Source organism: Rubinisphaera margarita (assembly GCF_022267515.1).
Classification (GTDB): Bacteria; Planctomycetota; Planctomycetia; order Planctomycetales; family Planctomycetaceae; genus Rubinisphaera; species Rubinisphaera margarita.
The window spans coordinates 383,768-409,316 of record NZ_JAKFGB010000009.1; the positions used below are offsets into that span (position 1 = coordinate 383,768).

Consider the following 25,549-nt stretch of genomic DNA (forward strand, 5'->3'; position numbering starts at 1 on the left):
TCATTCGGAATATTACGAACCTTTACGCCGTCGCTACGGGAGTCGACTTCTCTAGCGGCGCCCCGCTTGCAAAGTAGACCTCTTAACTCAAAACGTCAGTGAGGGACACACCTCACACGCCTTCGCTCACGCGTCGGGTTGGGATGTCCAGTGTCCCTCGTTCGGATCGCTGGTCGCAAAAAAAAAGCACCCGTCTGATTCTGACGGGTGCTATTGGATTCTGTTTGTATTCCGAGATTACTTCAGGAACACGGCGGCTTCTTCGTAGAAGGAGTCATCCAGGACTCGCATCTTGTCGACGGCATCTTTGAGAGGCACGCCGACGATTCGGGTCCCCTTCAGTGCGACCATCTTGCCGAAGTCTTTGTCGAGGGCCAGCTGACCGGCGTGGACACCACAGCGGGTTCCGAGCACGCGGTCGAAGGCACTCGGGCTTCCGCCACGCTGCAGGTGGCCGAGGATGACCGAACGGGTTTCGATTTCCATCCGCTCTTCGATGATCTTGGCAACCTGATCGCCGATTCCACCCAGCTTCACATGACCGAACTCGTCCAGTTCCTGGTCTTTGGTCACGAAGTCTTTGCTCAGCTTCGCGCCTTCGCTCACGACGACGATGCCGTACTTCTTGCCGGAATCGAGCTTTCGCTTCAGCGTCTCGACCATGTCGTCCAGGTCGACCGGCTTTTCCGGAACCATGAAGTAGTCGGCTCCGTTGGCGATGGCCGAGTAGCAGGCAATCCAGCCGGCGTGACGTCCCATCACTTCGACGACCAGAATTCGGCGATGCGATTCGGCGGTCGTGCGGAGGCGATCGATGGCGTCGGTGACGATATTGATACAGGTATCGAAACCGAAGGTCTGATCGGTGGCACTCAGGTCGTTATCGATGGTCTTCGGGCAGCCGATGGTCGGGAAGTTCTTTTCCGAGTACAGCTTGCTGGCCACGCCCAGCGTGTCGTCACCGCCGATGGCGACGAGGCAGTCGAGTCCGAGCTTCTTGAAGGTCTCGAGGATCTGATCAATTTCCGCCGGATTCTTCCAGGGGTTCGTGCGGGACGAACCGAGAATCGTGCCGCCCTTGTCGAAAATCGAATCGGTGTTTGCGGGCGTCAGCTGGATATGGTTGCCGGTAATGGCGCCGCGCCATCCTTCCAGCAGTCCCAGACATTCGCCGCCAGCATTGTCGATCACTTTGACAACGCCACGAATCACGGGATTCAGACCCGGGCAATCCCCACCACCAGTAAGCAGACCAACTTTCATCGTTATGATTCCTCTAGTTATCGTTACGGAATGTACCCTGGGTCAGATGGACAGTGGGCCTTGAGCCGATCACTCGACCGTATGGCCGCGTAGGAACGTTTGGGCCTGAAAATCAGGACGCCATGCGAACGGAACGGCGACACCGCGAAATAAACTGCTCTCGTGTCAGCCATCAGCCGACGTCCGGGTTCCAGTGCCAGCCCCAGGCCGACATGGCGAAATCCTGTCCATCAGAAGAGGCAAAGCGCGTGCTGCCTCTGTTGCGCCCAGAGCTTAATGAATTGCGAGCGAGATTTCAAAACGTCCGTTCGAGGAACGTGGTATCGATTTTCCCCTCTTTGAACGCCGAATGAGCCAGTACACGGCGAGCCAGCGGAATCGTCGTTTTCACGCCTTCGATGACGAACTCGTCTAGAGCCGCCAGTGCGCAGGCGATCGATTCTTCCCGCGTCGGGCGATGGACGATCAGCTTTCCGATCATCGAATCGTAATACGGGCTGATCATGTACCCTTCGTGGACGTGCGAATCGAAGCGAATCCCCAGCCCCCCCGGAACACGCAGTTTCGTGATTCGCCCCGGGCAACCACGGTAGTCGTTCTCCGGATCCTCGGCGTTGATGCGAATCTCGATCGCCGAGCCGTTGGTCTGGATGTTCTTCTGCTTGACCGTCAGCTCTTCGCCGGCGGCAACGCGGATCTGCTGCTTGATCAGGTCAATACCAGTCACCATTTCACTGACCGGGTGCTCGACCTGAATGCGGGCGTTCACTTCGATGAAGTAGAACTGATGCTCCTTGTCGACGATGAACTCAACCGTCCCTGCGTTGTAATATCCGCAGGTCTTGATGAGCCGAACGGCCGATTTGCAGATATCTTCGCGGACGGACTTCGGCAGGTCCGGAGCCGGGCTTTCTTCGACCAGTTTCTGGTGCTTCCGCTGCGTGGAGCAGTCGCGTTCCCAGAGATGGACACAGTTGCCGTGCTGGTCGGCAAGAACCTGCACTTCGACGTGCCGCGGACGTTCGATGTACTTTTCGAGGTAAACGCCCGGGTTCTTGAACGCCTTCTCGGCCTCCTGCCGAGCCGCGCTGAAGCCGGATTTCAGCGAGATCTCGTTCATGGCGACCCGCATCCCTTTTCCGCCGCCACCAGCGGTGGCTTTGATCAGGACGGGATAACCGATGCGGCCGGCCACTTCGAGGGCGGTTTTCTCGTCGACCACGAGGCCATCGCTTCCTGGAACGACATTCACCTTGGCTTCGGCTGCAATCTTGCGAGCCGAGACCTTGTCGCCCAGCTTCTCCATGGCGGTGTGATGCGGGCCGATGAACTCGATGCTGCACTCGCGGCAGACTTCGGCAAAGTGAGCGTTCTCCGCCAGGAAGCCATAGCCGGGGTGAATCGCCTGAACGTTGCCGATCTCGGCCGCGGAAATGATGCGATCAATCAGCAGATAACTTTCGCCTGCCGGGGCTTTGCCAATGCAATAAGCCTCGTCGGCCAGCGAGAGGTAATGGGCGCCGCGATCGGCTTCACTGTAAACCGCGACGGTTTCGATGCCCATTTCGCGGCAGGCCCGCATAATTCGCAGGGCGATTTCGCCGCGGTTCGCGATCAGAATTCTCTGGAACATAAACCCGTTTGCCTATCGGATCATCATCCGACATGAGAACTGAATGTGAGCGGAAATCGAAATCGATTCCCGAGTGATTCGCGCTTCCGTAAGTCTCCCCGGGATGAGAGCGGGCGGACGTCCGCAGCTGCTCCACAACTATTTCGGACGCACCTTGAACAGCGGCTGGTTGAAGTCCACGGCGTCGCCATCTTTGACGAGGACCTTCTCGATGACACCGGAACACTCGGCGGGAATCTGGTTGAACACCTTCATCGCTTCCACCAGGCAGACCGTGGTGTCCGGAGAGACGGTTGAGCCGACCTTCACGAACGCTGGATCGTCCGGGCTGGGCGATGAATAAAACGTGCCCACGGTCGGACTCTTGATTTCAATCAGGCCTTCATCAGCGGCCGAAGGGGCCGCAGCTGCGCCGGCTGCAGAAGCAGGAGCCGCTGCCGGGGCGGCGGCTGGTGCCGGAGCCTGCGGCATGGCCGGCATCGCTGGCATTGGCATGGCCGTCACCTGAGGGCCACGACGGAGACGCCACTGTTCGTCGCCATTTCGCAGGTTGACCTCGGTCACATCATGAGCTTCCATCATCTCGATCAGTTGCCGCAGCTGCGCAAGATCGAAAGAGCCCTTTGCGGAAGTGCCTTTTGGTTTGTCGTTCATATGCTTTCTATCGCTCACCAGAGCCCTTGATACTGTCAGTGAAGAGCTGTTCGAGACGGGCGGTGGCAGCAGACTGGGCGTTGCGCGAGTGCTGCCGTCACCGGATTACACTTGATTCCAGGTCTTTCGGAAGTGAGGACAGAACCTCAATCCCGTCTTTGGTTACCAGAACGTCATCTTCGATGCGGATGCCGCCCCACCCGGGAAAATACAGCCCCGGCTCCACAGTCACAACCATTCCCGGCTTGAAGACGTCTTCTGACGTCGGACCGAGCCGAATGGCTTCGTGAACCTGAAGACCGAAACCGTGCCCCAAACCGTGGTTGAACTTCGGACCAACACCGTGATCTTCCATCACCTTCCGGGCAATGCGATCGACATCGCTGGCCCGAACCCCGGGGCCGATCGCTTTGATCGATTCCTCCTGGGCAGTTTTCACAACCTCATACATGCGTTGAAGTTTGGACGAGATGCTACCTGTGATGATCATCCTCGTCAAGTCGCTGACATACCCCGCGTGTGTCCGGGCGCCCCAGTCGACCAGCAGGAACGGGGACTCGCCGATGGTTGTCTGCCCCGGACGGGCATGAGGTAACGCCGCTCGCTCGCCCACCGCGGTAATAATTTCGAACCCGGCACCCACCGCTCCGAACCTGCGCATCCCCTCTTCCAGAAGAAAAGCGGCCTGAAGTTCGGTCATGTCCCTGGTCAGCGTCGCCCGTAAATAGTCAAACGCTTTTTCCGCCTGACGGACTGCTTCGCGGATTTCCCGAACTTCATCCGGATCCTTGATCGCCCGCAGCGGCTCAACCAGCCCTTTGACCGGAATCAGATCCGGGGATTCAACCACCTCTTCCAGTTGAGCGGCGGCATCGTAGCTGATGGCGGTGGATTCAAAGCCGCAGACGGGAACATCGAGGGAGCGAAGATTGTCGGCCGTAGTTTGCAACAGGGTCCGGTCAACCGAGCGGATGACCGCTTCCACATCGGGGCACTCTTCCTGCAGCTGTGTCGTGAAGCGGCCATCGCTGATGATCCGCTCCACATTTTCTCCAATCAGCAACCAGCTGCTGTCACCCGAGAAACCGGTGAGATAGCGGATGTTCGTTTCGTTGCAGATGAGAACTGCGGGAAGCTTCTCTTTCTTGAGAACCTTCTTGAGCTTCTCACGACGTGCGGCGAATCGATGCTGTGGGATCATAGGGGTTCCTCATCGCAGGACAGGACGCGAATGGCCGTGAAGTGACTGGAAAGCGACAGAACAGTCGGTTTTCAACAGAGACAGGACTGATGCTCGGTCTGTTTTTTTAACGTTTGGTGAACGAATAGCAAGGCGCAATCGGGTTTCAGCCTCCGCGTTCGTCTAGAGCGAATTCAGGATTCGACTGCAGGAGAAGCATGAAAATGCTCTAACGAACCGACACCCGCTCGACCCAGCCCGATAGCGGCCCCCGTTTGTCACGCAACTTGCTGGTCGCCACGGTGGCGTTCCTCACGTCCTGCGGGAAGAAGAACAAAGAACCGAGTAGAAGTTCCCGTGGCGGGATGCCAAGCAGGTCAAACACCTCCGGCGTCCGTAGAATGCCGCCACTCGACCAGTAGTTACGGATTCCGCTGGCCGTCGCTCCCAGCAGCAGGTTCTGCACCGCTGCTCCGGCGGCCGCCAGATGTTCCATATTCTCCAGCGTCGGAGCAAACAGACCGTCGGTCTGGTATTCGGCCGGGTTCGGCAGCCAGGTCGCCTGCACCAGACAGTCGGCAGTCGCCAGCATCTCCATGATCTTGGAGCTGTCCTTTCCCAGCAGCCGATCTCTCAGCCTGCGGCAACTCGCGGCATCGAGAACGTAAAACCGCCAGGGCATAACGGCTGCCAGTTCTCTGCCCTGAAGATGCGTCGCATCCGCCGGCCGATGAAAGGGAGCCCAGGCGGCTAGTTCCAGCAACTGGTCGGTCAGCGTCGTTTCCGCCGAAGCAGGAAATGGTTCAGACGACAGCACTTTCTCGGTACAACGTTCGCGAATGACTTCAGACAGAACTTCTGCGCGCATGGATTCTCTCATTGATTTGAGTCAAGAATTCGGCTTCGCGGATGTTATAGCGACTCGCGAGGTCTTCTTCGAACGCGACCGGTGTCCAACGGGCTTTCGGTGAACCCCTGAAATGAAGAACACCGGACCGGCATTCCTGCCCGCCCGGTGTTCGGCCCGCACTTCATTCCGTTTTCGGTCTTACGCAAACCCGTTAAACGCGTCCTGCATTCACACGGCCGGCGAGCTTGAACAGGTCAGCGGGAGTTACGGTGACAAAGCCATCGGTTTTATTTCCTTCGGCTGCTGCTCCGTCCGTTCCCCACGGGTTGTAAAGGGTGATCAACGTCACATTCCCGGCTGAGTCACGCTGAACTCCGGTGACCGTGTACTGATGACCGAGGATCAGCTTACCGGAAGTCTCCTTCTTGCTGTCGCCTTCGAATCCAATCGTGACAGCCTGAGATCCGTTCCAGAGTGTGCCGACGTAATTCCCGAAGGATTTCGCATTGGAGAAGCTGCTGATTTTCCGATCGACGGCCGAACTTGTTCGGAATGCCCGGTTCACTTCGACCGACCAGCCACTTTCAATGGAGGCGTAACTGTTCTGTCCCGTGCGGTAGTGAGCCCAGGCCTTCTCGGCGACCGCGACCCACATGCTGCCCTGAGCCCCGAGCCCGGCGTAAGCTGGAGTCGAGGAACCGGAATCGACCGCCAGACGATTGTCGACCCGGTAGAAGCTGTTGCCATAGCGGACGCCGTAGGTTCCGTCGTTAAAGTCAACAATGTTATGCTTCAGAGCTGTCGGACTGTCGATCGCAATCGCTCCCAGTCCCGCCAGGAAGTAACAGTCGCCCAGTCCCCCCTGATCGATGTCCTTCACGGTTGGACCGGAGGTCGAGAACAAAGGCCGATCGCGGAATGCTGTGTGGGTTTGCCCGCTCTTCAGCACCTTCGGCGGAGTGATGGTATCGCCGTTCAACGTACGGTCGGCTCCATTGGCGAAGCTGCCGACCTGCTGGACGGTATCGCTGCTGCTGTTGCCGTACATCCGGTCGGTGCTTGAGCCGGTTCTGTCGACCCAGATCGCGTCGCGACCCGAATCGCTCTGGATATAGTCGAGAACCCCGTTGTCGATTGCGATCAGGATGTCATCGCCGGCTCCGCCCCACATCTTGTCGGCTCCGCTACCGCCGTTGAGGTGGTCGTTGCCGTCTTCTCCGATGAGTTGATCATCTCCCGAGCCCCCGAGCAGCACATCGTTTCCGGTTCCACCCCAGGCGATATCGTTCCCGCTGCCGCCGTCGATAGTGTCGTTGTCAGATCCTCCACTGAGCCGGTCATTGCCTCCGAATCCCTTCAGGGTGTCATTTCCACTTCCGCCATTCAGGTAGTCGGCTCCGTCGTAACCTTCGAGGTAATCGTTGCCGGCATTACCGAAGGCTCGGACGGGCAACGTGCGGTAGTAATTCACAAAGCGATCGTTCCCATTGCCTCCCTGGAATTCGACCGACTTCACCTGGGTGTTTGAGTAGTTCCACTTCTTGCTGGAACCAACGTCTTCGACCTGCACGCTGGAGCCAACCTGACGAACCTTGACGTGGGTCGAAGCGTTATCGGTTTTGACGACCAGCATTGAACCGCTCATCCACAGTTTGGAGACCGAAAGCAGTTCGCGAGTTTCCAGAGCTTCCCCCTGGCTGTGATACATTTTGGTTCGGCGACGAGCCGGCTGCGAAAACATCGTGGAAAGCGAGCGGTTAATCCTCGTAAAGATCGACTTCATTTCCGTGGCCCTTGTCTTATTGGAGAGTGTGAAAGTGGTTGCGATAATCATGGAGCGTCATAGACAACGCAGCAGTGACATCTGTATTCCACAAATTCCGAAAAGATTTTTTTCGGAGACTCTCCGCTCAACTCAGCCCTGTGATGACGGCTGACGTCGCGGACTCAAGACGTAAGCCGCGGCCGGCGATCGCTGGATTCGCATCCCCTTGAGCAGGAATACGTTGTGGCACACGATTGATCCAGTGATCGACTCGGCCCGCCGGCAGTCGAACGAGTCCGGCTCAGACTCGTCCGCCATTCACCCGTCCGGCCAGTCGGAACAACTGAGCCGGGGTAACCTTGATGTAGCCGTCGTTCCTGTTGCCGTATCCGGACGCCCCATCCACCCCCCAGGGGTTGCGGAGGGTGATCTGGATGACCGTTCCGGCCGAATTTCGGCGGACGCCGGTCACCGTATACTGGTGCCCCAGCACGATCGTGCCCGAAGTCGACTTCGTGGAGTTGGCGCTGAAGCCGACCGTCACCGCCTGGGATCGACTCCAGAGCGAGCCAATGTAGTTCCCCAGTGACCGGGAATTACTGAACCCGCGGAAGCTGCGGTCTGCAGCTGATCGCGTGCGGAAGGCCCGGTTGACCTCCACCGACCAGCCGCCTTCGGTACTGGCGAAGCTGTTCTGGCCTTTCCGGTAATGGGCCCAGGCCTTCTCGGCAATGGCGACCCACATGCTGCCCTGCAGCCCCAGTTTGGCATAAGCGGGGGTCGTCCGGCCCGACTTCACGACCAACTGGTTATCAACCCGGTAGAAGCGGTTCCCGTAACGAACGCCATAGGTGCCATCGTTGAAATCGACAATGTTCTGCCGCAGAGCGGTCGGGTTATCGATCGCAATCGCTCCCAGCCCGGCCAGGAAGTAGCAGTTCCCGATGCTCCCCTGCCGAATATCAGTCACGCGGGGTCCCCGGGTCGAGTACAGCGGATTATTGGAGAAGCGGCGGTAAGTCTCGCCGCTGTTGGCGACTTTGGGATCGGAGATATTGTCTCCATTCAGAGTCCGATCGGCACTGTTGGAGAAGTAGCTGACTTTCTGCACGGCATCGCTGGTGGTGTTGCCATACATCCGGTCGGAACTGCGTCCGTTGCGATCGACCCAGACGGCATCGCGGCCGGAGTCACTCTGAACGTAGTCGAGCACTCCGTTATCGATGGCAATGAGAATATCGTTGCCGGAGCCACCCCACATCCTGTCGGTTCCACTTCCTCCGTTGATGTGGTCATTACCCGACTGGCCGATCAGTTTGTCGTGGCCCGATTCGCCGAGCAGGGTGTCGTGGCCGTTTCCGCCCCAGATGGTGTCGTTACCACTTCCCCCTTCAAGGATGTCGTTGCCGTTCTGACCGATCAGCTTATCGTGTCCCGACTCGCCATCGATCCGATCGTTGCCGCTCCCTCCCCAGACGGTGTCGTTCCCGGAGCCCCCTTTGATGAGGTCGTTCCCGTAGCTCCCATTCAGGCGATCGTTTCCGCCGTAGCCTTTGAGCGTATCGTTCCCGGTTCCGCCGTTGAGGTAGTCGGCTCCGTGGTAGCCTTCCAGATAATCGTGCCCCGCATTTCCGAAGGCACGCACGGGCAGATAGCGGTAGTAGTTCACGAAACGGTCGTTCCCGCTGCCTCCCTGAAACTCGACGGTGCTCACTTTGCTCTTGGAGACATTCCACTTTCGACGGGTGGTGACATCTTCAATCTGAACCTTGGAGCCGTTCTGTCGCACCTTAACATGGGTCGCGGAGTCATTGGCTTTGACCACCAGCGTTGACCCACTCATCCAGAGCTTGGAGACCGACAGCAGCTGACGGGTTTCGAGCGTTTCTCCCTGACCGTGGTAGGTCTTCAAGCGTCGCCGGGCGGGCTTGATGAACAGAGTTTGCAGGGAACGGCTTACCTTCTTGAAGATCGAAGTCATGTCTTTGGCCCTTTGTGGTGAGAGTGAGTCTCCTGTGGGGAATGAATTTGGATGCTTTGCAAGCGGGAACAGGAACGCAGCCGTGACATCGTTCTTCCGATCATTCCGGATAATCCCCGAGATATCTTGAGGGTTTCCCCCGAGCGTCTTCACGATCACGTGCGGTCAACTGGTTGGCCCGACCGATGACTGGCTGATTTGCGTTCGGCCGTTGCCGTCACATGGAACGGCCCGACCGAACGATTTTTCCGATGGTAACTGTTCTGCTGGAAACAACTTGCGCGTTGCTTAGATTGGCACCCGGGCGATTGGCGCGCGGTTTGCGAGATCTTTTCCGACGCGAGGGATCAAGAAGTGAGGGAGAAACAGCCATGAAGATTCGGGCGAATTTGACATTCTGGGCCGCACAACTTTTGGTATTGCCAATTCTCGGGCTGACGTCAGCACAGGGGCAGGAACGGCAACCCGATCAGCCGCTTCAACTGGCTGAGGCGCGAATCATTCCGGGCAAGGAAGTCACGATCCAACCGGATCCCCGGAATCCCGCGAACTCCTACGAGTTGTTCCGGACGCTGCTCGATGAATCGCAGCAGACGCTCGATCAAATGGACGGCTACTGTGGCATGCTCACCAAGCAGGTTCGAATCGATGGCGAACTTCAGGAAGAAGAGCAGATGCTCGTGAAGATTCGACACGAACCCTTCAGTGTCTATCTGAAGTGGGAAGCCGATGGTCAGGAAGCGTTGTATGTCGAAGGGAAGCACGACAACTGCGTGCTCGCTCGTGCGACGCAGGGGTTTGCCGCTTTGAAAGGGGTCTGGAAGCTGGAGCCGGACAGCCGGAAGGCAATGCAGAACAACCGCTATCCGGTGACTGAACTCGGGATCAAGAAGATGAACGAGCGAGTGACCGCCTTCTACGACGAACATCGCACGGAAACGATGACGTGTGGTCACACCATTAATCAGATCAACGGTCGTCCCATGATCGTCTTCAATATCGCTTTCCCCTCACCGCAGGAATCGCCCTACTCGACCTGTGAATATCAGTTCGATGCGGAAACGAAACTTCTGCAGAGCGTGATTATCTGCGAGTGGGACTACAAGGGGGAGCCGGCGGGAATCGCCGAGAAGTATGTCTATAGCGACCTGACACTCGATAAGTGCCCTGGCGAAGAAGAGTTCGACGCCAACAATCCCGAATATTCGCTCGCTATGGACGAGGAATAGTCGTTGGACGACTGGTCAGCCAGTCGAGACTACTGACGGAGATGGAAATCTCCCGACGGAAGCCTGCTGTCCCAACCAGCAGGCTTTCATTTTGCGCTGAGCGGCACACGCAGCAAGCCGGTCTACTCGAGAATTGTCTGAGCGCGGTCCGGTCCGACCGACACGATCTGGACGGGCACGCCCACCAGATCCGAGACGACCTTCACATACTCGAGAGCTTCAGCAGGCAGGTCGGCCATTTTCCGCACGCCGCAGATATCAGTTTGCCAGCCCTTCAGTGTCCGATAGATCGGCTTGGCGGCTGCCAGATCATCAATCTGGCTCGGGAAGTCTTCGACCCGCTGACCGTTGATTTCGTAGGCTTCGCAGATCTTGAGTTCCGGCAGTTTGCTCAAGACGTCGAGCAACATCACTGCCAGGCAGTCGACTCCACTCACGTTGGCCCCGTAGCGAGTCGCCACGGCATCGAGCCAGCCGCAGCGTCGTGGTCGACCAGTGACCGTCCCGTACTCGTTTCCTTCATCGCGAATATGCTGTCCGACTTCGTCGAGCAGTTCCGTCGGACAGGGTCCGCCACCCACGCGAGTGGTGTAGGCTTTCACGATCCCGATCATCCGGGAGATATGACGTTCCGGCACACCGGAACCGGAGTGAATGCCTGCTCCGGAACTGTTGGAGGACGTCACGAACGGGAACGTACCATGATCGAGATCGAGCAGGCTTCCCTGAGCGCCTTCGAACAGAAGACGACGTCCCGCCTTCAACTGACGGTGCAGGTACGCGGTGGTATCAGTGATATGCGGCTTCAGTTTTTCACCGAGATGGAGATACTTCTCGATCACTTCGTCCGCTTTGAACGGAGTATGTTCCGGATCGAGAGCCGTGAGCAATCGGTTCTTGAACTCAATGATTTCCGGCAGCTTGCTGCGAAGCACATCGGGCCGAATCAGCTCGCCCACTCGGATCGCGTGGCTCCGGCCGGCTTTTTCGCGATAGCAGAAGCCGATGCCCCGCATCGTGGTGCCGATAGCCGAAGAGCCGCTCTGCTTTTCGTAGATCGCTTCCTCGGCCATGTGATACGGGAAGATCACATGAGCTCGATCGCTGATCAGCAGATCCTCGCCGATCGACACGCCCTGAGATTCGACTCCGGCGATTTCGTTCAGCAAGGCTTCCGGATTGATCACCACGCCCGTGGCGATGACCGATGTCACGCCGGGACGAAGCACACCGGCCGGAAGGAGCGAAAGTTTAAACGTTTTGCCATCAAACTTGACGGTATGCCCGGCGTTGTTCCCGCCCAGATACCGCACGACAATCTCGTGCTGATCAGTCAGAAGATCGACAATTTTTCCCTTGGCTTCATCGCCCCATTGTAACCCTACGACCGCTGTTGCAGACACGAGACTCTTCCGGTTGATATCTAGACGCGCAAAAAACAAAACGCCGGAAAGCATCCGACGTTTCCCACGCACCAGTGTAGCCACCCCTTCCGGCAGACTCCAGCGTGCGGTCCGTCGAATCGGGGAGCCGTCCCGATTCCGGACGATTGCCCCGGATATCCCTCGATTTCAGGGCTATTTTCGCTCCCATCGACCGACAGCCTGAGCCGGCCAGTCAATCCGCGGCTCGATTTTCCCGCATAAAAACCCAGTAGTTCGACTTATTCACCGTCACCAGCCGCCAGCCCTCCTTCGCCAGCCGATCGAGTGCCCGCTGATAATCGGCGACATCCAGATCGGTCCGGGTGACTCTGGGCGAGTCGCTCGACTTGCGAACCTGGAACATCATTTCACCAATCTTCTTCCGGGCGACCTCGTCTTCCTTGAACATGTCAATCAGCGACATGACACGGTACTCCGGCGCAGCCATGGACTCCGCCTGAGGCTCGCCGCCCGGGTCGGCCATCGCCATGTGAAGAGACCAACCGACGAACAGCGCAACAGCGAATGCGAGTGAACGGCTCATAAGAGCTTCTCCAGCCCGCCGCAATTGAGAAGTCCCCTGCATCAACTCGGCGGACTGCCGATGCTGAGGATGATTTTGCGAAGCAGCTGCTCGTGGGCTTCAAAGACCTTTTCAGACTCACAGACTGCGGTGACTTTCAGTTTATCGTTGCCTCGGGGCACAGTCGCGCGAAAGCCATAGGCCATCCCACCACCCACGAAACCACGGTTCCCGATAAAACGTGAGATGCGGGAGTTTCCTGCCCGAGCCTCGACTTTCTCAGGCGCTTCCTCCTCGTAGGATTCCATCTCGGAAACGAGGTCCGCTTTCATCATCTCGTGAACTTGGGCGATCGGCTCCAGCTCTTCAGGCATCTCCTCATCCTGAATCGTTCCTCCCCCCGAGGTGATGTCTCCAAGAGCGGAGGCGCGCAGATTCGTCCGGATATTGACTGAGATATCGTCGCCCTGGACCCGAATCCACTCTGGTGAACCGCCCGTCCCGCCGCCGGTTTCGAAGGACCATTCACTCGGGTACTGCACCGCGAAATTCTTCTGCTCCGAGGTGCCGAACTTCAGAGGAAGATCGACCTGTTGAACTTCCGTCGGCCCGGTTTCCGTTTTGACGTCGAGCAGACTCAGCCCGTAAATAATGCCGGTCCAGGCGGCGATAAAGAACACGATTCCGCCGACAATAATGAACGGTTTATTGGCCGAAGCCTCCGATTCCTCCGCGGCGGACTGCTTCTTTGTGACTGCGTTCGCACCAATCACCTTGGCTGGCAATTCCGCGAACTCTTTGGTCGAGGCTGGCCGGGATGCTTTGCGTTTCTTCTCTTTCGCCTCTTCAATCTGAACGACAAATGGTTCACCGCATTTCCTGCAGCGAATCTTCGCCCCTTCTTTATCACGATTCTTCATCGCAAAAGAGGCTCCGCAGTGAGTACACCTGGTCTTGAGCGCCATCGGTGACTTCTTTCCACACCAGAGGAAGTGGGCCCGGAGTTGGTTGCAGCCGAGAACCGGCTGCCATCTAACAGCGATCCCCATAATAATCGCTCCCTTAACGCATGTCAGCCTACTGATTTGTCCAGTTGAGGAAATGGCAAACTTACGACGCGATCGCCCCGGCCCCCAACACGCGGTTTCAGGATTTTTTAAAGAATGTGATTGACAACTTTCGCCAGCCGCCGTACCGTACTAGAGAACTAGTACACTCAATCGCAGGATTCGCCAGTCATGTTTCCCGTCATCGACCCTCAGAATGGCATCCCGATCTTCGAGCAGGTTTGTCGGCAGGTGAAATTCGCCATTGCCGACAAGGCCTATCTTCCCGGCGAACTGCTTCCGTCGGTGCGAGAGATGGCTCAGAAGATGGCCGTGAACCCGAATACCGTTGCCCGCTCCTACGGCGAGCTCCAGCGGGAAGGAATCATTGAGTCCGTTCGCGGCACCGGCATGCAGATCGCAACCGATGCCACGCAGCTCTGTCAGAAGGAACGCAAACGACTCATCCAGGAACGGATCGCGTCCGTTCTGCAGGAAGCCAAGGCCAGTCAGATTTCACGTGATGATGTGAACCGGTTCATCGAACGCGAGATGAATCGGCTCTGGAAGAACCCGCAGTGATCCATTCGTGTGCCACTGGCTTTGACCAGTGGGCGTCACAGTCCGTCAGCGCCCGTCAGGATGTCTCATCATGAGCGAACCCATCTTCTGTCTGAATGATGTCACCAAATCGTTTCGCAATGTGCACGCTCTGGACCATGTCAGCTTTGCCGGTCATTCCGGCGAGGTTGTGGCGTTGCTGGGCGACAATGGCGCCGGCAAGACTACGGCCATCAACATTCTGCTCGGCTCCCTCAAACCCGATTCCGGTCAGGCTCGCGTGCTCGGAATGGACAGCAGCCGGCAGTCCCTCGAGATTCGCCAGCAGGTCGGCTTCGTCCCCGATCGTCCCGCCTTCTACGACTGGATGACGGTCGATGAACTCGGCTGGTTCGCCTCTGGGTTCTACGCTTCGGGATATCACGAGCAGTATCGTGCTCAGATCACGAAGTTCGATGTCCCGCTCAAGAAGAAGATCCGCACGCTCTCGAAAGGGATGCAGGCCAAAGTCTCCCTTTCCCTGTCGCTGGCTCACGAACCACATCTGCTGATTCTCGATGAACCGACCTCGGGGCTCGACCCGCTGATTCGTCGCGAGTTCCTCGAAAGCATGGTCGATGTCGCCGCCCGCGGTCACGGCGTGCTGCTGGCCAGCCATCAGGTGAGTGAAGTCGAACGGGTCGCCGATGTCGTCGTGATCCTCATCAAAGGCAAACTGATCCTGAAGGCCCGGCTCGATGAACTGAAGTCCTCGGCCTGCGAGATCATCCTCGGCTCGGGCGCCACTCAGGTTGACCCGCATGGAATTCCCGGTCGACTCATCCATCGGGAAACGAGTGGACACCAGCAGCAATGGCTGATGCTCGATGCCGACGCGGAGCAGTTGAAGCTTCGGCTCGATGAGTACGAAGGCCTCACCTACGAACTCCGGCATCCTTCCCTGGAAGAGATTCTGCTGCAGATGCTGAAGTCCTCCCGTGTGGACCAGAAGGCCGCAAGCGATTCCTCCCGGGAGACGCCGCAACCGACAACACCGTAACCGACTGTCTGATCATGATCCCTTCCCGTCGATTCGATTTCGAGATCCAATCATGAGCACTGCATCCCTTCGTGCGTTTCGACATCTGTTCTGGAAAGAATGGTACCTCCTGCTGCGTCTGGGAGGACTGATGCTCGTCGCCGGTACGATCCTGATTATCGGCATCGGCTTCGACACCAGTCCCCACGAAGCGTACCAGCGGTCCGCCGAAATCATTGGCCTGCTGACCGTCGCGCTGGGGCTGGCCGCCGGTGCGGCGATGTTCGCGTCCGAGACCGAGTACCGCACCGATCTGCTCCTGCGGCGGCTCGCCGTCCCTCGCCCGACGATCTGGCAGGCCAAACTTTCGGCCGCGTTCACGGCTCTGATTGTCCTCTGGGCGACGCTGACGATCGCCTCTCTCATCGTCCTGTTCTTCAGCACGCTCTTCACCGACAACGGGGGGCGTCTTTCGGGATTCCAGCCCAACCTGCCGCAGGCACTAATGTTTCTGACAGTCGCGGTGCAAGCGATGCTGCTTGGCAGTCTGATTTCCTCGCAGATTCGAAATGTACTCGGCACACTCGTCTTAACGGTCATTGTGATGGTCACCGGTGTTGTTTTCCTCGCCGAAACGATGCGAGGTGGTCCGTTCCTGAGTGCCGATACCGAGCTTGCCAGGACGATGCTCGTCAATGGGATTTGCCTGTTTGTTCTGATCGTTGCGAACGCTCTGGCTCTTCCTCGCTGGACCGCCGGAAAGCGGCTCTCGTGGGACTGGGCGGAGACATCGACCGAACGGCAGTCGCGGGTGCTCGAACTGGGGCACACCCTATCTCCGTTCCCTCGCTTCGCGAGCCGCTTTCTCTGGCTCGAAGTGCGGCAGAGCATCTGGATCTGGCTCGCCGTGGCGCTGGGAGCGATTCTTTATGACACGCTCATCAACTATCACAACGCCGGCGATCTGCGTTCGTCGCTGACATGGGTCGCGGTTCCGTTCATTCTGGGAATCGCGTCGGCTTATCGGGATCGCCAGCCCGAACGGGCCCGCTTCTGGTACAACCGGGGCTGCTCGGCCGTCGGGTTCTGGAGCATGAAAACGGCCATCTGGCTGACGGTCACGTTCCCACTGTTCACGTTCCTCTACCTGCTCCCCTGGATGATTCTGCCCGACTTCTCCGCGGGGGGGAATCGCCATCTTGAAAATGTGATCGAGTCTCTCGTGCCCTCGACAGAAGACTATGCCTCCAACCCCTGGGTCTTCGCTCTGGCGCTGTTCCTGCTCGGTCAGTGGGCGACGATTCGACTTCCGAAGGTCGTCATTGTTTTCTCCGTCGCAATGGCTTGTGCTCTCGCGCTGCTGATCTACGTGCCGATGCATCTCAGCCAGGTCAGTTACGTCCCGCTCTGGGTCTTCTTCACGCCGATCCTGATTGCCCTTGTGATCAACAATCTCCGCGCGACCAGCGATACACTTCGTGACCTTGATGAACCGGGGACCTGGCTGCGACGGTTCGATCTGCCGATGCCCGCCGCCGTTGTGATTGCTTTAATCGGCTTCTTTTCATATCGCATGGTCACCGTGGTCGAGATCCCGGCCAGAACGGCGTTCAAACTTCCGCCCGACCCCGAACTGGCTCTTAAGATCGGCCCCGAAGGTTTGAGCCGCGGTCCCTATCAACATGATGACGAGTACCAGCAGCGCTACGAGGAACTTGTCGACGAACTTCCGAACCACGACGATCTCGATCGGATCGTCAAAGAGGCCGTTCGAGCCCAACTCGGAGCGAACGTCAGCCCTCATTCAGGCACCTTCCAGCTGAAAGAACGCGATCTGTACTGGAGTTACCGACGCCAGCTTCTGGAAGAGGCCCGCGAACCGCTTCAGGAACTCGCGGCTCTCATGCAGCGGCAGTACGTCACCGCCCAGCCGATGCAGCTTGATTTGAGCCACATCTGGCATCCGCAACAGCACACGCCGTACGAAGAATGGAAGAACTCCTTCGGCTTGCCCGTCGAGAAGATCATCGATCTGTTGCGTCCGACCTATCGGCCGGATCGCGAGGAACGTTATTTTTCGACCCTGTCGATCGCGGAGACGCTGCGCCTGGCCTGGAATCTCGACCGCGGGCATCAGTTCCTCAGTCGCTTTCAGGATTATGTCACGCCGGTTTCGAATTTTCAGTTTCTCGGATTCCACCAAAGCATGATCCTGGCCCAGCTCGCTCATGAGTCGACTGCGGAAGAATTGCGGGAACTGGCGAAGGAAGCCAGGGATCGCCAGAACGAGATCACTCCGCTGGCTGACCTGCTGACGCTCGATTACTGCGGAATTCTGTACGAGCTTGAGCATGACGATACCTATTTCTGGCTTTACCTCAGTAAGTTTATTCAGCTCTCGAACGAGATTTACAGAAGCCAGCAATACCAGCAACTCGTGCACGAGCTCATGTATGGACGGATCACCCTGTTGCCTTCCGAATACGAGCGAGCACGGCGGCTGGTCGATATCGCCCAGCGGGGACGAAACGCCGATGCCGAGCGTATCGACCAGTTCCTCCGCGTCGATGCTCCGCTGAACCAGCTCTGGCCGGCGATTGAAGAACGGAACTGGTCACTCCCCCTGCCGCCGGAGGTCGATGAGTACGAAGTCACACGAGAGTTCGAATCGACACTCGCCGTCAACGATCTCATTTATCGTCGCAATAACCTTTATCAATCCTATGTCGAACTGATCCGAGACTACCGGTTCCTGACGACCGAACTGGCGCTGCTGGCGTACGCGAAGGAGAACGAGGCGTATCCCGCCACGTTGATCGAGCTCGTGCCGGACTATCTGGACGCTCTTCCGCTGGATCCCTGGACGGCCGAGCCATTCGAGTACCTCGGCCCCAACTTCGCCGGCACCATCGAACAGAGATATGGTAAGGAGATCACACGGTTTCCACTCCTGTGGAGCCGAGGCTATCAGGGCCTGGAACTGGTGGCTTCTCCGATTCCTGAGACCCCGGATCGCTACATCGTCGTCAGCCCCCTCCGCTATCGGGATCTGCTTCTGCAGCGAACAGATGGAACGATCGAAGTCGGACCGTTCGAGCGGGAACTCGAAAAAGTCCAGGAAGGCTTCAGCAGCCGCCCGCTCCCCTCACTGAACGAAATCCGCACCGGCCGCCCGGATGACGACGAAGACGAGGCGGAGAACGATTGACCAACCAGATGCCCCGGGGCATCCCAACCCGAAGCGTGAGCGAGGGGAATCGGCGTCGCACACGTGGACCGGCCCTCGCTCACGCTTCGGGTTAAGAAGTCTCAACGGCGGGGACCACGAACTCCACTGCCGTAGACTCCCGTAGGGTGCCCAACCTCAGTAGCTGTGTTTGTCGAGTTTCACCGGGCCGCGGAAGGTGCGGTAGACCATGATGGTGTAGCCGATGACGAACGGCATGCCGAGCAGTGCGATCAGGCTCATCAGCTTCAGCGTCGATTGCGAGGACGCCGCGTTGTAGATCGTCAGGCTGTTCTCCGGATGGGGCGACGAGGTCACCATATTCGGAAAGAGGGCTACGCCAAGCAGGAACACGAGGGCGGCGACGGTGCAGGTGGAGGAGAAGAACGCCTGCATGTACCACTGATGATTGAGGCTTCGCGGGATGTTGGCGACGGCGAGGAACATCAGCACGACAACGAGCCAGCCGATCGGGAAATGCTCGAAGGTGGCGACCGCCCGGGGAATCCACAGCCAGGTCGCAACGGTCACGACAACGAACATCGTGAGAAAAGCGTAGTAGCCTCGCCAGGTCCAGCGGATCAGTCGCTGCTGCAGATCGTCCTTTGTCTTGAAGACGAGAAAGATGGCCCCGTGCATCTGGAACATGGCCACCGTGAGTAAACCGACAAACAGCCCATAGAGGCCGATCTGGTCCGTGATTGATCCCCGAAAGATACCACGTTCGTCGAGCGGAATCCCGATCATCGCGCTGCCGACCGCGAGGCCGAAGCCGAACGAGACAATCAGGCTCGACAGAAAGAATGCGGTGTCCCAGGTCGACCGCCACCAGCGTTCGGGACGCTTGCTGCGAAACTCGATCGAGATCGCCCGAAAAATCAGGCAGCCGAGCACAAGCATCAACGCTTCATAGTAACCGGAAAAGATCGTGGCGTACGCTTCCGGAAAGGCCGCGAACAAGGCGCCGCCGAAGGTGACGAGCCAGACCTCATTGCCATCCCACAGCGGCCCGATCGCATTGATGAGGATGCGACGTTCTTCATCGGTCTTCGCCACCGGATGCAGCATGCCGACGCCAAAGTCGAAGCCATCCAGAATCGCGTAGCCGGCCAGCAGAATTCCGAGCAGGAAAAACCAGAGCAGATTCCAATCCATCAGACCGCCTTCTCAATGTGGGCTCGATCGTGGTACGGGTCTTCGTCGTCGGAAAGTTCCGGGCCGTGCGAAATCTTCTGATGCAGCAGCGTCACCCAGAGAATGAACAGCAGGAAGTAAATGAAGCCGAAGAAGATAATCGACCCCAGCACCTGCTCGGCTCGCACGGCTTCCGAAAGTCCTTCACTCGTGCGGAGTCCGCCGACCAGTTCGCCATCGATCAGACTCGGGGCCACAATCCACGGCTGGCGTCCGACCTCAGCTGCGACCCAGCCCGCTTCATTGGCGATGAACGCCAGAGCGACCGCGAACACAAAATACCACAGCAGCCAGCGGGTTTCGAACAATGTGCCTCGATACCAGAGCAGGCAGGCGAACAGCGTACTGGCGATGAACAGGCTGCCGATGGCGATCATCAGATGATACGCCTGAAATGTGAGCCAGACGGGCGGGCGGCCCCACTGATCTTCGAGTTGATCGAATCCCGGGACCGGCGTCTTGAAGTTGTTGTGAACCAGAAAGCTGAGCATGCCGGGAATCTCGATGCCGTACTTCACGGTTTCGGTTTCATCGTCCGGCCAGCCGAACAGATATAACCCGGTGCTCTCTTCCGTCTCGTAAAGCCCCTCCATCGCCGCCAGTTTCGCCGGCTGATATTCGGCGACCATATTGGCATTCGAATGTCCCGAAACCAGCTGGGCCAGAGAAGAGACTGTCGCCAGCAGCAGCGCCCCGGTGAAGGATCGCTTCGCAAACTCCAGATGCCGACCTTTGAGTATGTACCAGGCCGAGATGCTCATCACGAAGAACGCCCCGAGAATGAACGCGCCGATCCAGACGTGAATCAGCCGGTCGATTGTCGAGGGATTAAAGACCATCGCCCAGAAGTCGACGATCTCGGCTCGCTCAAAGGTCTGACCGTTAATCACAACCTCGCGAATCTCATGACCGGTCGGCGTCTGCTGCCAGGAGTTGGCGATCGTGATCCAGACCGACGAGAAAATTCCGCCGAGACAGACCATCAGCGTGGCGAAGAAATGCATCTTCGGCCCGACGCGATCCCAGCCGAACAGGAGCAGCGAAAGAAATCCCGACTCCAGAAAGAAAGCGAAGATCCCCTCAGCCGCCAGAGCGGAGCCGAAGACATCGCCGACGTAGCGGGAATAAGCGGCCCAGTTGGTGCCGAACTCGAATTCCATCACAATGCCGGTCACGACGCCGAGTGCGAAATTGAGCCCGAAGATCTTGGTCCAGAAGCGAGCCGCCTCCTCGAAGATAGGCTGCTTCGTTCGCAGATACATGCCTTCCAGGTAAACCAGAATCACTCCCAGCCCGATGGTGAGGGGAGGAAACAGGTAATGGAACATGATCGTGAAAGCGAACTGCAATCGCGACAGCAGAAGAACGTCCATCGAAGCTATCCATGTGTCAGACCTCGGGATTCGTTCGGGTATTCTAAATGAGACCGAGCCTTTGTACGACCCGCCATTTTGTCGCGGGGGCCGTGTTGGCGAACCGGTTCCTCCCCGCGATGTCCTTCCATCGTTGACAGTCCCTTTGTTGACTCTTCATATTTGAGTGACGTCGCTGCTGGTTGGGGAACGGATTCCTAACGATCCCTCTACTTCAGTGGACATTCAGCTCTCGACCGGATTCCCGGCGGACTGTCGTTCTATTACGTCTGAGCAGGTAAGTTTCTTTCATGATTGTCGGCATCGATCTGGGTACGACGAATTCCCTTTGCGCCGTTTTTCAGGACGGGCAACCGGTCATTATTCCCAGCAGTCATGGTCGCAGCCTCACCCCGTCAATCGTCGGCGTGCTCGATTCCGGCGAACTCCTCGTCGGCGACGCGGCTCGCGATCTTCGCGTCACCCGGCCTCAACACGTCGCCTCCCGGTTCAAGCGGCTGATGGGCACGCAGGAAACGGTTTCGCTCCACAGTAAACAGCTCAACGCGGCTGAACTCTCGAGCCTCGTCCTGAAATCGCTCAAGCAGGATGCCGAAGCGTACCTCGGCGAAGACGTGACCGATGCCGTCATCACCGTGCCGGCTTACTTCAATGAACTGCAGCGACGAGCCACGAAACTGGCCGGCGAACTGGCCGGGCTGCGGGTGAACCGCATCATCAACGAACCGACTGCAGCCGCGCTCGCCTATGGATTTCACGATCGCGATGCCGAGAAGAATCTGCTCGTCATCGACCTCGGCGGCGGCACTTTTGATGTCACAATGATGGAAGTCTTTGAAGGGACACTCGAGATCATCGCTTCGGCCGGCGAGAGCACACTCGGTGGAGAAGACTTCACCGATCGTCTGCTCGGACACGTGCTGCAGACCATGCAGATGCATCTGGAGTCAGCTGAGATTCGACTGCCTCTGATGGTCTCCCGACTGCGGGATGAGTGCGAACGAGCCAAACGTCAACTGGGCAACGTCGAACAGATCGACATTCGCATTCCGGAGGATGATGGTCACTTTGCCGAATCACCGCGGACCGTTTCCATCACGACGGCTCTTTTCTCCGAGATTGTCCAGCCGTTGCTGGAGCGGGTCCGTCGCCCCATTGCCCGTGTCCTTCGCGATGCCGGACTCTCCCCCGATCAGGTCGAGGACGTCATCCTCGTCGGCGGGGCAACCCGCATGCCCGTGCTCAAGACGTGTGTGCGGGAGATCTTCGACCAGGAACCACTCTGCACCCACAATCCAGACGAAGTCGTCGCCCTCGGCGCAGCTATTCAGGCGGCTCTGCTGTCCAACGATGAAGCGGTGCAGGACATCGTGATGACGGACGTCTGTCCGTTCACGCTGGGCGTTGAAATCACCAAGCACATTGGCGGTCACGATGTCGAAGGCTTCTTTCTGCCGATCATCCATCGCAACACAACCCTGCCCGTATCGGCCGAAGAAATTGTTTCCACCGTGCGTGCCAATCAACGGGAAGTGGTGATCCGGGTCTACCAGGGCGAGCATCGGAAAATCGAGGGGAACCTGTCTCTGGGTGAACTGCGCGTCACCGGCATCCCCCCCGCTCCCGCCGGCGTGCCGATCCGGATTCGCTTCACCTACGATCTGAACGGCCTGCTCGAAGTCGAAGCCCTCGTCGACAGCACCGGTCGCAAATTCAGCACCGTGCTGACCAACCACGCCCAGCATCTTTCCAAGAAGGAAATCGAGGACGCGGTCAGCAAACTGCAGGACCTCAAGTTCTATCCGCGCGACGAAGTTGAGAATCAGCAGCTGCTGCGATTCAGCGAACGGGTCCTGGGGGAAATCTCGCCCCAGGAACGGCAGGCGTTTGAAGAGATTATCGACAGTTTCGAAATTGCCATGGCTTCCGGCGACCCGTCCTACTTCCAGCAAGTTCGAGCTTTCCTGCTGGAACGCCTCTCCGAACTCGGCTTCCCCCACGACAGCGGCGAGGGCTCCGCGGAGTGAGATGCATACCTCGGCCGACGAGCCTCCCTTCTTAACGCGAAGCATCCGTCAGGCACAGGGGAACGCGATTCCCTTACTAACGTTTCGGGTTACGATTCATCGGATCGAAGATCCGAGCTGATCGACGAACCGAAATCGTCCCACCCACGGGAGGCGGAAGCCTGCCCTGCTCTCAGGCGGCGAGCCTCGTTTGCTCGGCGATGGGTGTGGTCTCTACAGCCAGTGGCCGGATGCGGTGAATCTGAATCGCCGTCACAAATGTCGATACCGCCCACCCGACCGCATACACGATGCCGAGAGACCAGAGCGTGTCGCTTAGATAATGTCCGCCCTGAACGATACGGGAGAGGCTCATCAATCCGCCGTAACAGAGCCCCACAGTCAGCAGCGACCAGCGCCAGCGTCGGGTGCGGCACAGGAATGCGGGCGTGATCAGATAAAAGCCAATCGAGGCATGTCCGGACGGAAACGACGAGTTGTAGTGGACTTTGTCCCCGAAACCGAACGCGGGTTGATACGCTTTCACGCCCCCCAGTTCGACCACTTCCCGGGGACGCGGGCGGCTGAAGAACGGTTTCAACGAACCATTCACGAGCAGTCCGGGACCAATCAGCAAAACCCAGGTCAACACCACCGCAGCTCGGGCGCGATCGTCCCAGCGCCAGCGGAGACAGGCAATCAGTCCCCAGAACAAGGCAATCACACCGACAACCACGCCGGGGAACACGAACCATTCATCAATCGTCTGCCACGGATCGACATCGGCCAGCGGCCATTCTTTCGCATTAACGTCATAGAACCACCGCGAGATCTCCAGATCCCATCGACTCCACTCCAGTAGCACGGTCCCCAGCAGCAGCGTGCAGAGAGGGATCGCCAGCGGAAGTCGCAGGCGAGTAATCTGCCCGGCGTTACGGTAGGTCTGAACGAAGCTCTGCAGCATGGGTCGGTCTTATCTGATGGTGCGTGAGGCGGGGTTCCTGGCAGTGCGTTCAATCGCGTCAGCTTCCGCAGCGGAGGCGCTCCGGGTGCGGAAAATCTCATACTCTCGCAGTCGCCCGCTTCCGAGCTCGGTCGAAATCGTGCCAAGCGACTCCCATTCGGCAAACGACTGATTCAACGAAGCGGGGAGCTTCGGGTTCACGTCGGTAATCACGTAGGCTGCTCCCGCCTGGTCCGTATCCGGCTTGGGCCACAGGTCGTACTGACACTGCACCCCGGCGTCATCCTGCGACCAGAGGGGAATCAACGGCTGCGAAGGAAGATAGAAAGCGAGGCCGCTGGTGATATCCCGGCCAGCCGTAGAGATGATCAACGGATTTTCCACGCCGGTCGACTTCGCATCGTTCTTAACGACGTCATCGAACTGCTGAGCCAGCGTCTCCCATCCCCGCAATCGGCAGGTGATGTCGAGCGGACTTCCCGCCAGCGGAGACAAGGGAACGACAGTCACCGCGGCATAAGTAATGGCGGTACAAACGAGCCCGGTCTGCCAGCAGCGACTCAGCGTTTTCTCGCGGGACTTGAACAGGTTGTTCAACGTCGATCGCCCCAGCAGCACAGCCGAGACGAGGATGACCGCGGCCGGATAACAGGCCGCTGGCCAGTTCGGCTCCAGTCGACGGGTCGCGCTCAGGGCAAGAATCCCTAACATCGGCACGCCGGAGAAGCAGACGAGGTAGCGTTCGCCAGGCGTCAGCGTTTTGAACTTTCGGAAGGCGGCGTACATGGTCACGACGATCACGAACCACAGCATCGGCGAGGCGACGCCCACCTGCCCCAGAATAAACTCCGCGAACCGGGCAAACTGGGTCATCCATGTGACGGAGTTCTCGGAGAAGTGCGACGCGGTATGCTCAAGTGTGATCCAGTCGTTCCGCATGTTCCAGATGAGGACGGGGGCCAGGAACGCCAGCCCCGCCGCAGCCGTCGACCAGATGCGGCCCGAAAACCACATCGCCCGGCGTTCGGGCGTTGCCAGCAGAAACAGACCGGCAAGCGGGAAGAAGCCAAGCATCGTCTGCTTCGAAAGGATTCCCAGACCGAGCAACAGAGCCGTGATTGCACACCACTTGAGTGGAGGCGTCTTGACCGACGTCATCATCCAGAAACCGTACAACGCTCCGGCCCAGCAGAACAGAAATGGAGCATCGATCGTCATCAGAAAGCTGAGAGCCGTTTGCCCGGGCGTGAGCGCCAGCAGCAGGACCGACAGCACGCCCACACGATACGAGAAGAGCCGGGCTCCCAGATGATACACCCAGAGCAGCCCGAACGTGCCCAGCAGCGCAGCCGGGAGACGGACCGCAAATTCGCTCGGGCCGAGGAGCGTCGTCGAAAGCCAGTTGATCCAGGCGATCATCGGAGGCTTGCTGTAATAGCCGAAGTCGAGCCGCCGCGACCAGTCCCAGTAATAGGATTCATCGGCGATCAAATCGACCGGCGAAGACAGAATAAAGCCGAGCCGCACGAGCAGCAGCGTCCCGATCAGCCACGAGAGTGGCCTCTGTGCCAGGGACGCTTTGAGTCGTTCGACCAGCGATTGCCCCTGTCCTGATGGAGACGGTTGGGTTTCGGTAATGGCAGGCATTGAATCAGTTCT

General features: G+C 58.4%; 19 protein-coding genes. 5 read left to right on the forward strand and 14 right to left on the reverse strand.

The annotated features are described in order from the left end of the window. Positions 1-237: 237 nt before the first annotated feature. From L1A08_RS04880 to L1A08_RS04910, 7 genes are all read right to left on the reverse strand, one after another. Positions 238-1,263: a 6-phosphofructokinase gene (locus L1A08_RS04880; RefSeq protein WP_238754838.1), complete on the reverse strand. Its 1,026-nt coding sequence runs from the start codon at positions 1,261-1,263 to the stop codon at positions 238-240. Between the two features lie 295 nt (positions 1,264-1,558). Then, positions 1,559-2,896 carry an acetyl-CoA carboxylase biotin carboxylase subunit gene (gene accC, locus L1A08_RS04885; RefSeq protein ID WP_238754839.1) on the reverse strand — a complete coding sequence of 446 codons (1,338 nt, stop codon included), beginning with the start codon at positions 2,894-2,896 and terminating at the stop codon, positions 1,559-1,561. Positions 2,897-3,034: 138 nt separating this feature from the next. Next, a complete protein-coding gene (gene accB, locus L1A08_RS04890; protein WP_238754842.1) occupies positions 3,035-3,550 on the reverse strand; it encodes an acetyl-CoA carboxylase biotin carboxyl carrier protein in 516 nt (171 codons plus the stop codon). Between the two features lie 97 nt (positions 3,551-3,647). Further along, positions 3,648-4,751, reverse strand: coding sequence for a M24 family metallopeptidase (locus L1A08_RS04895; protein WP_238754844.1), 1,104 nt, complete (start codon positions 4,749-4,751; stop codon positions 3,648-3,650). A 208-nt stretch (positions 4,752-4,959) separates the two neighbouring features. Further along, positions 4,960-5,598 (reverse strand): nitroreductase family protein, encoded by a 639-nt coding sequence (locus L1A08_RS04900; protein WP_238754846.1) that lies wholly within the window; start codon positions 5,596-5,598, stop codon positions 4,960-4,962. 193 nt (positions 5,599-5,791) lie between these two features. Further along, complete coding sequence (locus L1A08_RS04905) at positions 5,792-7,363, reverse strand: C2 family cysteine protease (RefSeq protein WP_238754848.1); 1,572 nt, start codon at positions 7,361-7,363, stop codon at positions 5,792-5,794. Positions 7,364-7,646: 283 nt separating this feature from the next. Beyond that, the gene (locus tag L1A08_RS04910; protein WP_238754850.1) at positions 7,647-9,326 is read right to left on the reverse strand and encodes a C2 family cysteine protease; all 1,680 of its coding nucleotides are present in this window, start codon (positions 9,324-9,326) and stop codon (positions 7,647-7,649) included. A gap of 371 nt (positions 9,327-9,697) precedes the next feature. Between L1A08_RS04910 and L1A08_RS04915 the strand changes: the two genes are divergently transcribed. Continuing rightward, positions 9,698-10,555, forward strand: coding sequence for a DUF1571 domain-containing protein (locus L1A08_RS04915; RefSeq protein ID WP_238754852.1), 858 nt, complete (start codon positions 9,698-9,700; stop codon positions 10,553-10,555). Between the two features lie 122 nt (positions 10,556-10,677). Here L1A08_RS04915 and L1A08_RS04920 read toward each other — a convergent pair whose 3' ends face one another. The 3 genes from L1A08_RS04920 to L1A08_RS04930 form a co-directional block, all read right to left on the reverse strand. Further along, positions 10,678-11,958 carry an adenylosuccinate synthase gene (locus L1A08_RS04920; protein WP_238754854.1) on the reverse strand — a complete coding sequence of 427 codons (1,281 nt, stop codon included), beginning with the start codon at positions 11,956-11,958 and terminating at the stop codon, positions 10,678-10,680. A gap of 214 nt (positions 11,959-12,172) precedes the next feature. Continuing rightward, on the reverse strand, positions 12,173-12,523 hold the full coding sequence (locus L1A08_RS04925; protein ID WP_238754856.1) for a DUF4177 domain-containing protein: 351 nt from the start codon (positions 12,521-12,523) through the stop codon (positions 12,173-12,175). 41 nt (positions 12,524-12,564) lie between these two features. Continuing rightward, complete coding sequence (locus L1A08_RS04930; protein ID WP_238754858.1) at positions 12,565-13,422, reverse strand: hypothetical protein; 858 nt, start codon at positions 13,420-13,422, stop codon at positions 12,565-12,567. A gap of 318 nt (positions 13,423-13,740) precedes the next feature. Between L1A08_RS04930 and L1A08_RS04935 the strand changes: the two genes are divergently transcribed. The 3 genes from L1A08_RS04935 to L1A08_RS04945 all read left to right on the forward strand — a co-directional run bounded on the left by L1A08_RS04935 (position 13,741) and on the right by L1A08_RS04945 (position 18,335). Next, complete coding sequence (locus tag L1A08_RS04935; protein ID WP_238754860.1) at positions 13,741-14,130, forward strand: GntR family transcriptional regulator; 390 nt, start codon at positions 13,741-13,743, stop codon at positions 14,128-14,130. Positions 14,131-14,200: 70 nt separating this feature from the next. Next, positions 14,201-15,148 carry an ABC transporter ATP-binding protein gene (locus tag L1A08_RS04940; protein WP_238754862.1) on the forward strand — a complete coding sequence of 316 codons (948 nt, stop codon included), beginning with the start codon at positions 14,201-14,203 and terminating at the stop codon, positions 15,146-15,148. Positions 15,149-15,200: 52 nt separating this feature from the next. After that, positions 15,201-18,335, forward strand: a complete 3,135-nt coding sequence (locus L1A08_RS04945) for a hypothetical protein (protein ID WP_238754864.1) — start codon at positions 15,201-15,203, stop codon at positions 18,333-18,335. Between the two features lie 156 nt (positions 18,336-18,491). On the opposite strand, the gene cydB is transcribed toward L1A08_RS04945, so the two are convergent. After that, positions 18,492-19,508, reverse strand: coding sequence for a cytochrome d ubiquinol oxidase subunit II (gene cydB, locus L1A08_RS04950; RefSeq protein WP_238754866.1), 1,017 nt, complete (start codon positions 19,506-19,508; stop codon positions 18,492-18,494). Then, positions 19,508-20,920 carry a cytochrome ubiquinol oxidase subunit I gene (locus L1A08_RS04955; RefSeq protein ID WP_238754869.1) on the reverse strand — a complete coding sequence of 471 codons (1,413 nt, stop codon included), beginning with the start codon at positions 20,918-20,920 and terminating at the stop codon, positions 19,508-19,510. The genes cydB and L1A08_RS04955 overlap by 1 nt, the downstream gene beginning before the upstream one ends. Before the next feature lie 290 nt (positions 20,921-21,210). Between L1A08_RS04955 and L1A08_RS04960 the strand changes: the two genes are divergently transcribed. Continuing rightward, complete coding sequence (locus tag L1A08_RS04960; protein ID WP_238754871.1) at positions 21,211-22,947, forward strand: Hsp70 family protein; 1,737 nt, start codon at positions 21,211-21,213, stop codon at positions 22,945-22,947. 172 nt (positions 22,948-23,119) lie between these two features. Here the strand turns inward: L1A08_RS04960 and L1A08_RS04965 are convergent, their stop codons facing one another. Together L1A08_RS04965 and L1A08_RS04970 are read right to left on the reverse strand one after the other, a co-directional pair. After that, entirely contained in the window at positions 23,120-23,890 is a 771-nt protein-coding gene (locus L1A08_RS04965) for a phosphatase PAP2 family protein (RefSeq protein ID WP_238754873.1), read from the reverse strand. A 9-nt stretch (positions 23,891-23,899) separates the two neighbouring features. Then, positions 23,900-25,537 (reverse strand): ArnT family glycosyltransferase, encoded by a 1,638-nt coding sequence (locus L1A08_RS04970; RefSeq protein ID WP_238754875.1) that lies wholly within the window; start codon positions 25,535-25,537, stop codon positions 23,900-23,902. Between the last annotated feature and the right edge of the window lie 12 nt (positions 25,538-25,549).

What these genes read in the sequence shown, in the direction of transcription:
- L1A08_RS04925 (WP_238754856.1), bottom strand. Translation starts at nt 12,523, where the DNA reads ATGAGCCGTTCACTCGCATTCGCTGTTGCGCTGTTCGTCGGTTGGTCT.
- L1A08_RS04915 (WP_238754852.1), top strand. Translation starts at nt 9,698, where the DNA reads ATGAAGATTCGGGCGAATTTGACATTCTGGGCCGCACAACTTTTGGTA.
- L1A08_RS04880 (WP_238754838.1), bottom strand. Translation starts at nt 1,263, where the DNA reads ATGAAAGTTGGTCTGCTTACTGGTGGTGGGGATTGCCCGGGTCTGAAT.
- cydB (WP_238754866.1), bottom strand. Translation starts at nt 19,508, where the DNA reads ATGGATTGGAATCTGCTCTGGTTTTTCCTGCTCGGAATTCTGCTGGCC.
- L1A08_RS04945 (WP_238754864.1), top strand. Translation starts at nt 15,201, where the DNA reads ATGAGCACTGCATCCCTTCGTGCGTTTCGACATCTGTTCTGGAAAGAA.
- L1A08_RS04955 (WP_238754869.1), bottom strand. Translation starts at nt 20,920, where the DNA reads ATGGACGTTCTTCTGCTGTCGCGATTGCAGTTCGCTTTCACGATCATG.
- L1A08_RS04930 (WP_238754858.1), bottom strand. Translation starts at nt 13,422, where the DNA reads ATGAAGAATCGTGATAAAGAAGGGGCGAAGATTCGCTGCAGGAAATGC.
- accB (WP_238754842.1), bottom strand. Translation starts at nt 3,550, where the DNA reads ATGAACGACAAACCAAAAGGCACTTCCGCAAAGGGCTCTTTCGATCTT.
- L1A08_RS04900 (WP_238754846.1), bottom strand. Translation starts at nt 5,598, where the DNA reads ATGCGCGCAGAAGTTCTGTCTGAAGTCATTCGCGAACGTTGTACCGAG.
- L1A08_RS04960 (WP_238754871.1), top strand. Translation starts at nt 21,211, where the DNA reads ATGATTGTCGGCATCGATCTGGGTACGACGAATTCCCTTTGCGCCGTT.
- accC (WP_238754839.1), bottom strand. Translation starts at nt 2,896, where the DNA reads ATGTTCCAGAGAATTCTGATCGCGAACCGCGGCGAAATCGCCCTGCGA.
- L1A08_RS04940 (WP_238754862.1), top strand. Translation starts at nt 14,201, where the DNA reads ATGAGCGAACCCATCTTCTGTCTGAATGATGTCACCAAATCGTTTCGC.
- L1A08_RS04905 (WP_238754848.1), bottom strand. Translation starts at nt 7,363, where the DNA reads ATGAAGTCGATCTTTACGAGGATTAACCGCTCGCTTTCCACGATGTTT.
- L1A08_RS04965 (WP_238754873.1), bottom strand. Translation starts at nt 23,890, where the DNA reads ATGCTGCAGAGCTTCGTTCAGACCTACCGTAACGCCGGGCAGATTACT.
- L1A08_RS04910 (WP_238754850.1), bottom strand. Translation starts at nt 9,326, where the DNA reads ATGACTTCGATCTTCAAGAAGGTAAGCCGTTCCCTGCAAACTCTGTTC.
- L1A08_RS04935 (WP_238754860.1), top strand. Translation starts at nt 13,741, where the DNA reads ATGTTTCCCGTCATCGACCCTCAGAATGGCATCCCGATCTTCGAGCAG.
- L1A08_RS04970 (WP_238754875.1), bottom strand. Translation starts at nt 25,537, where the DNA reads ATGCCTGCCATTACCGAAACCCAACCGTCTCCATCAGGACAGGGGCAA.
- L1A08_RS04895 (WP_238754844.1), bottom strand. Translation starts at nt 4,751, where the DNA reads ATGATCCCACAGCATCGATTCGCCGCACGTCGTGAGAAGCTCAAGAAG.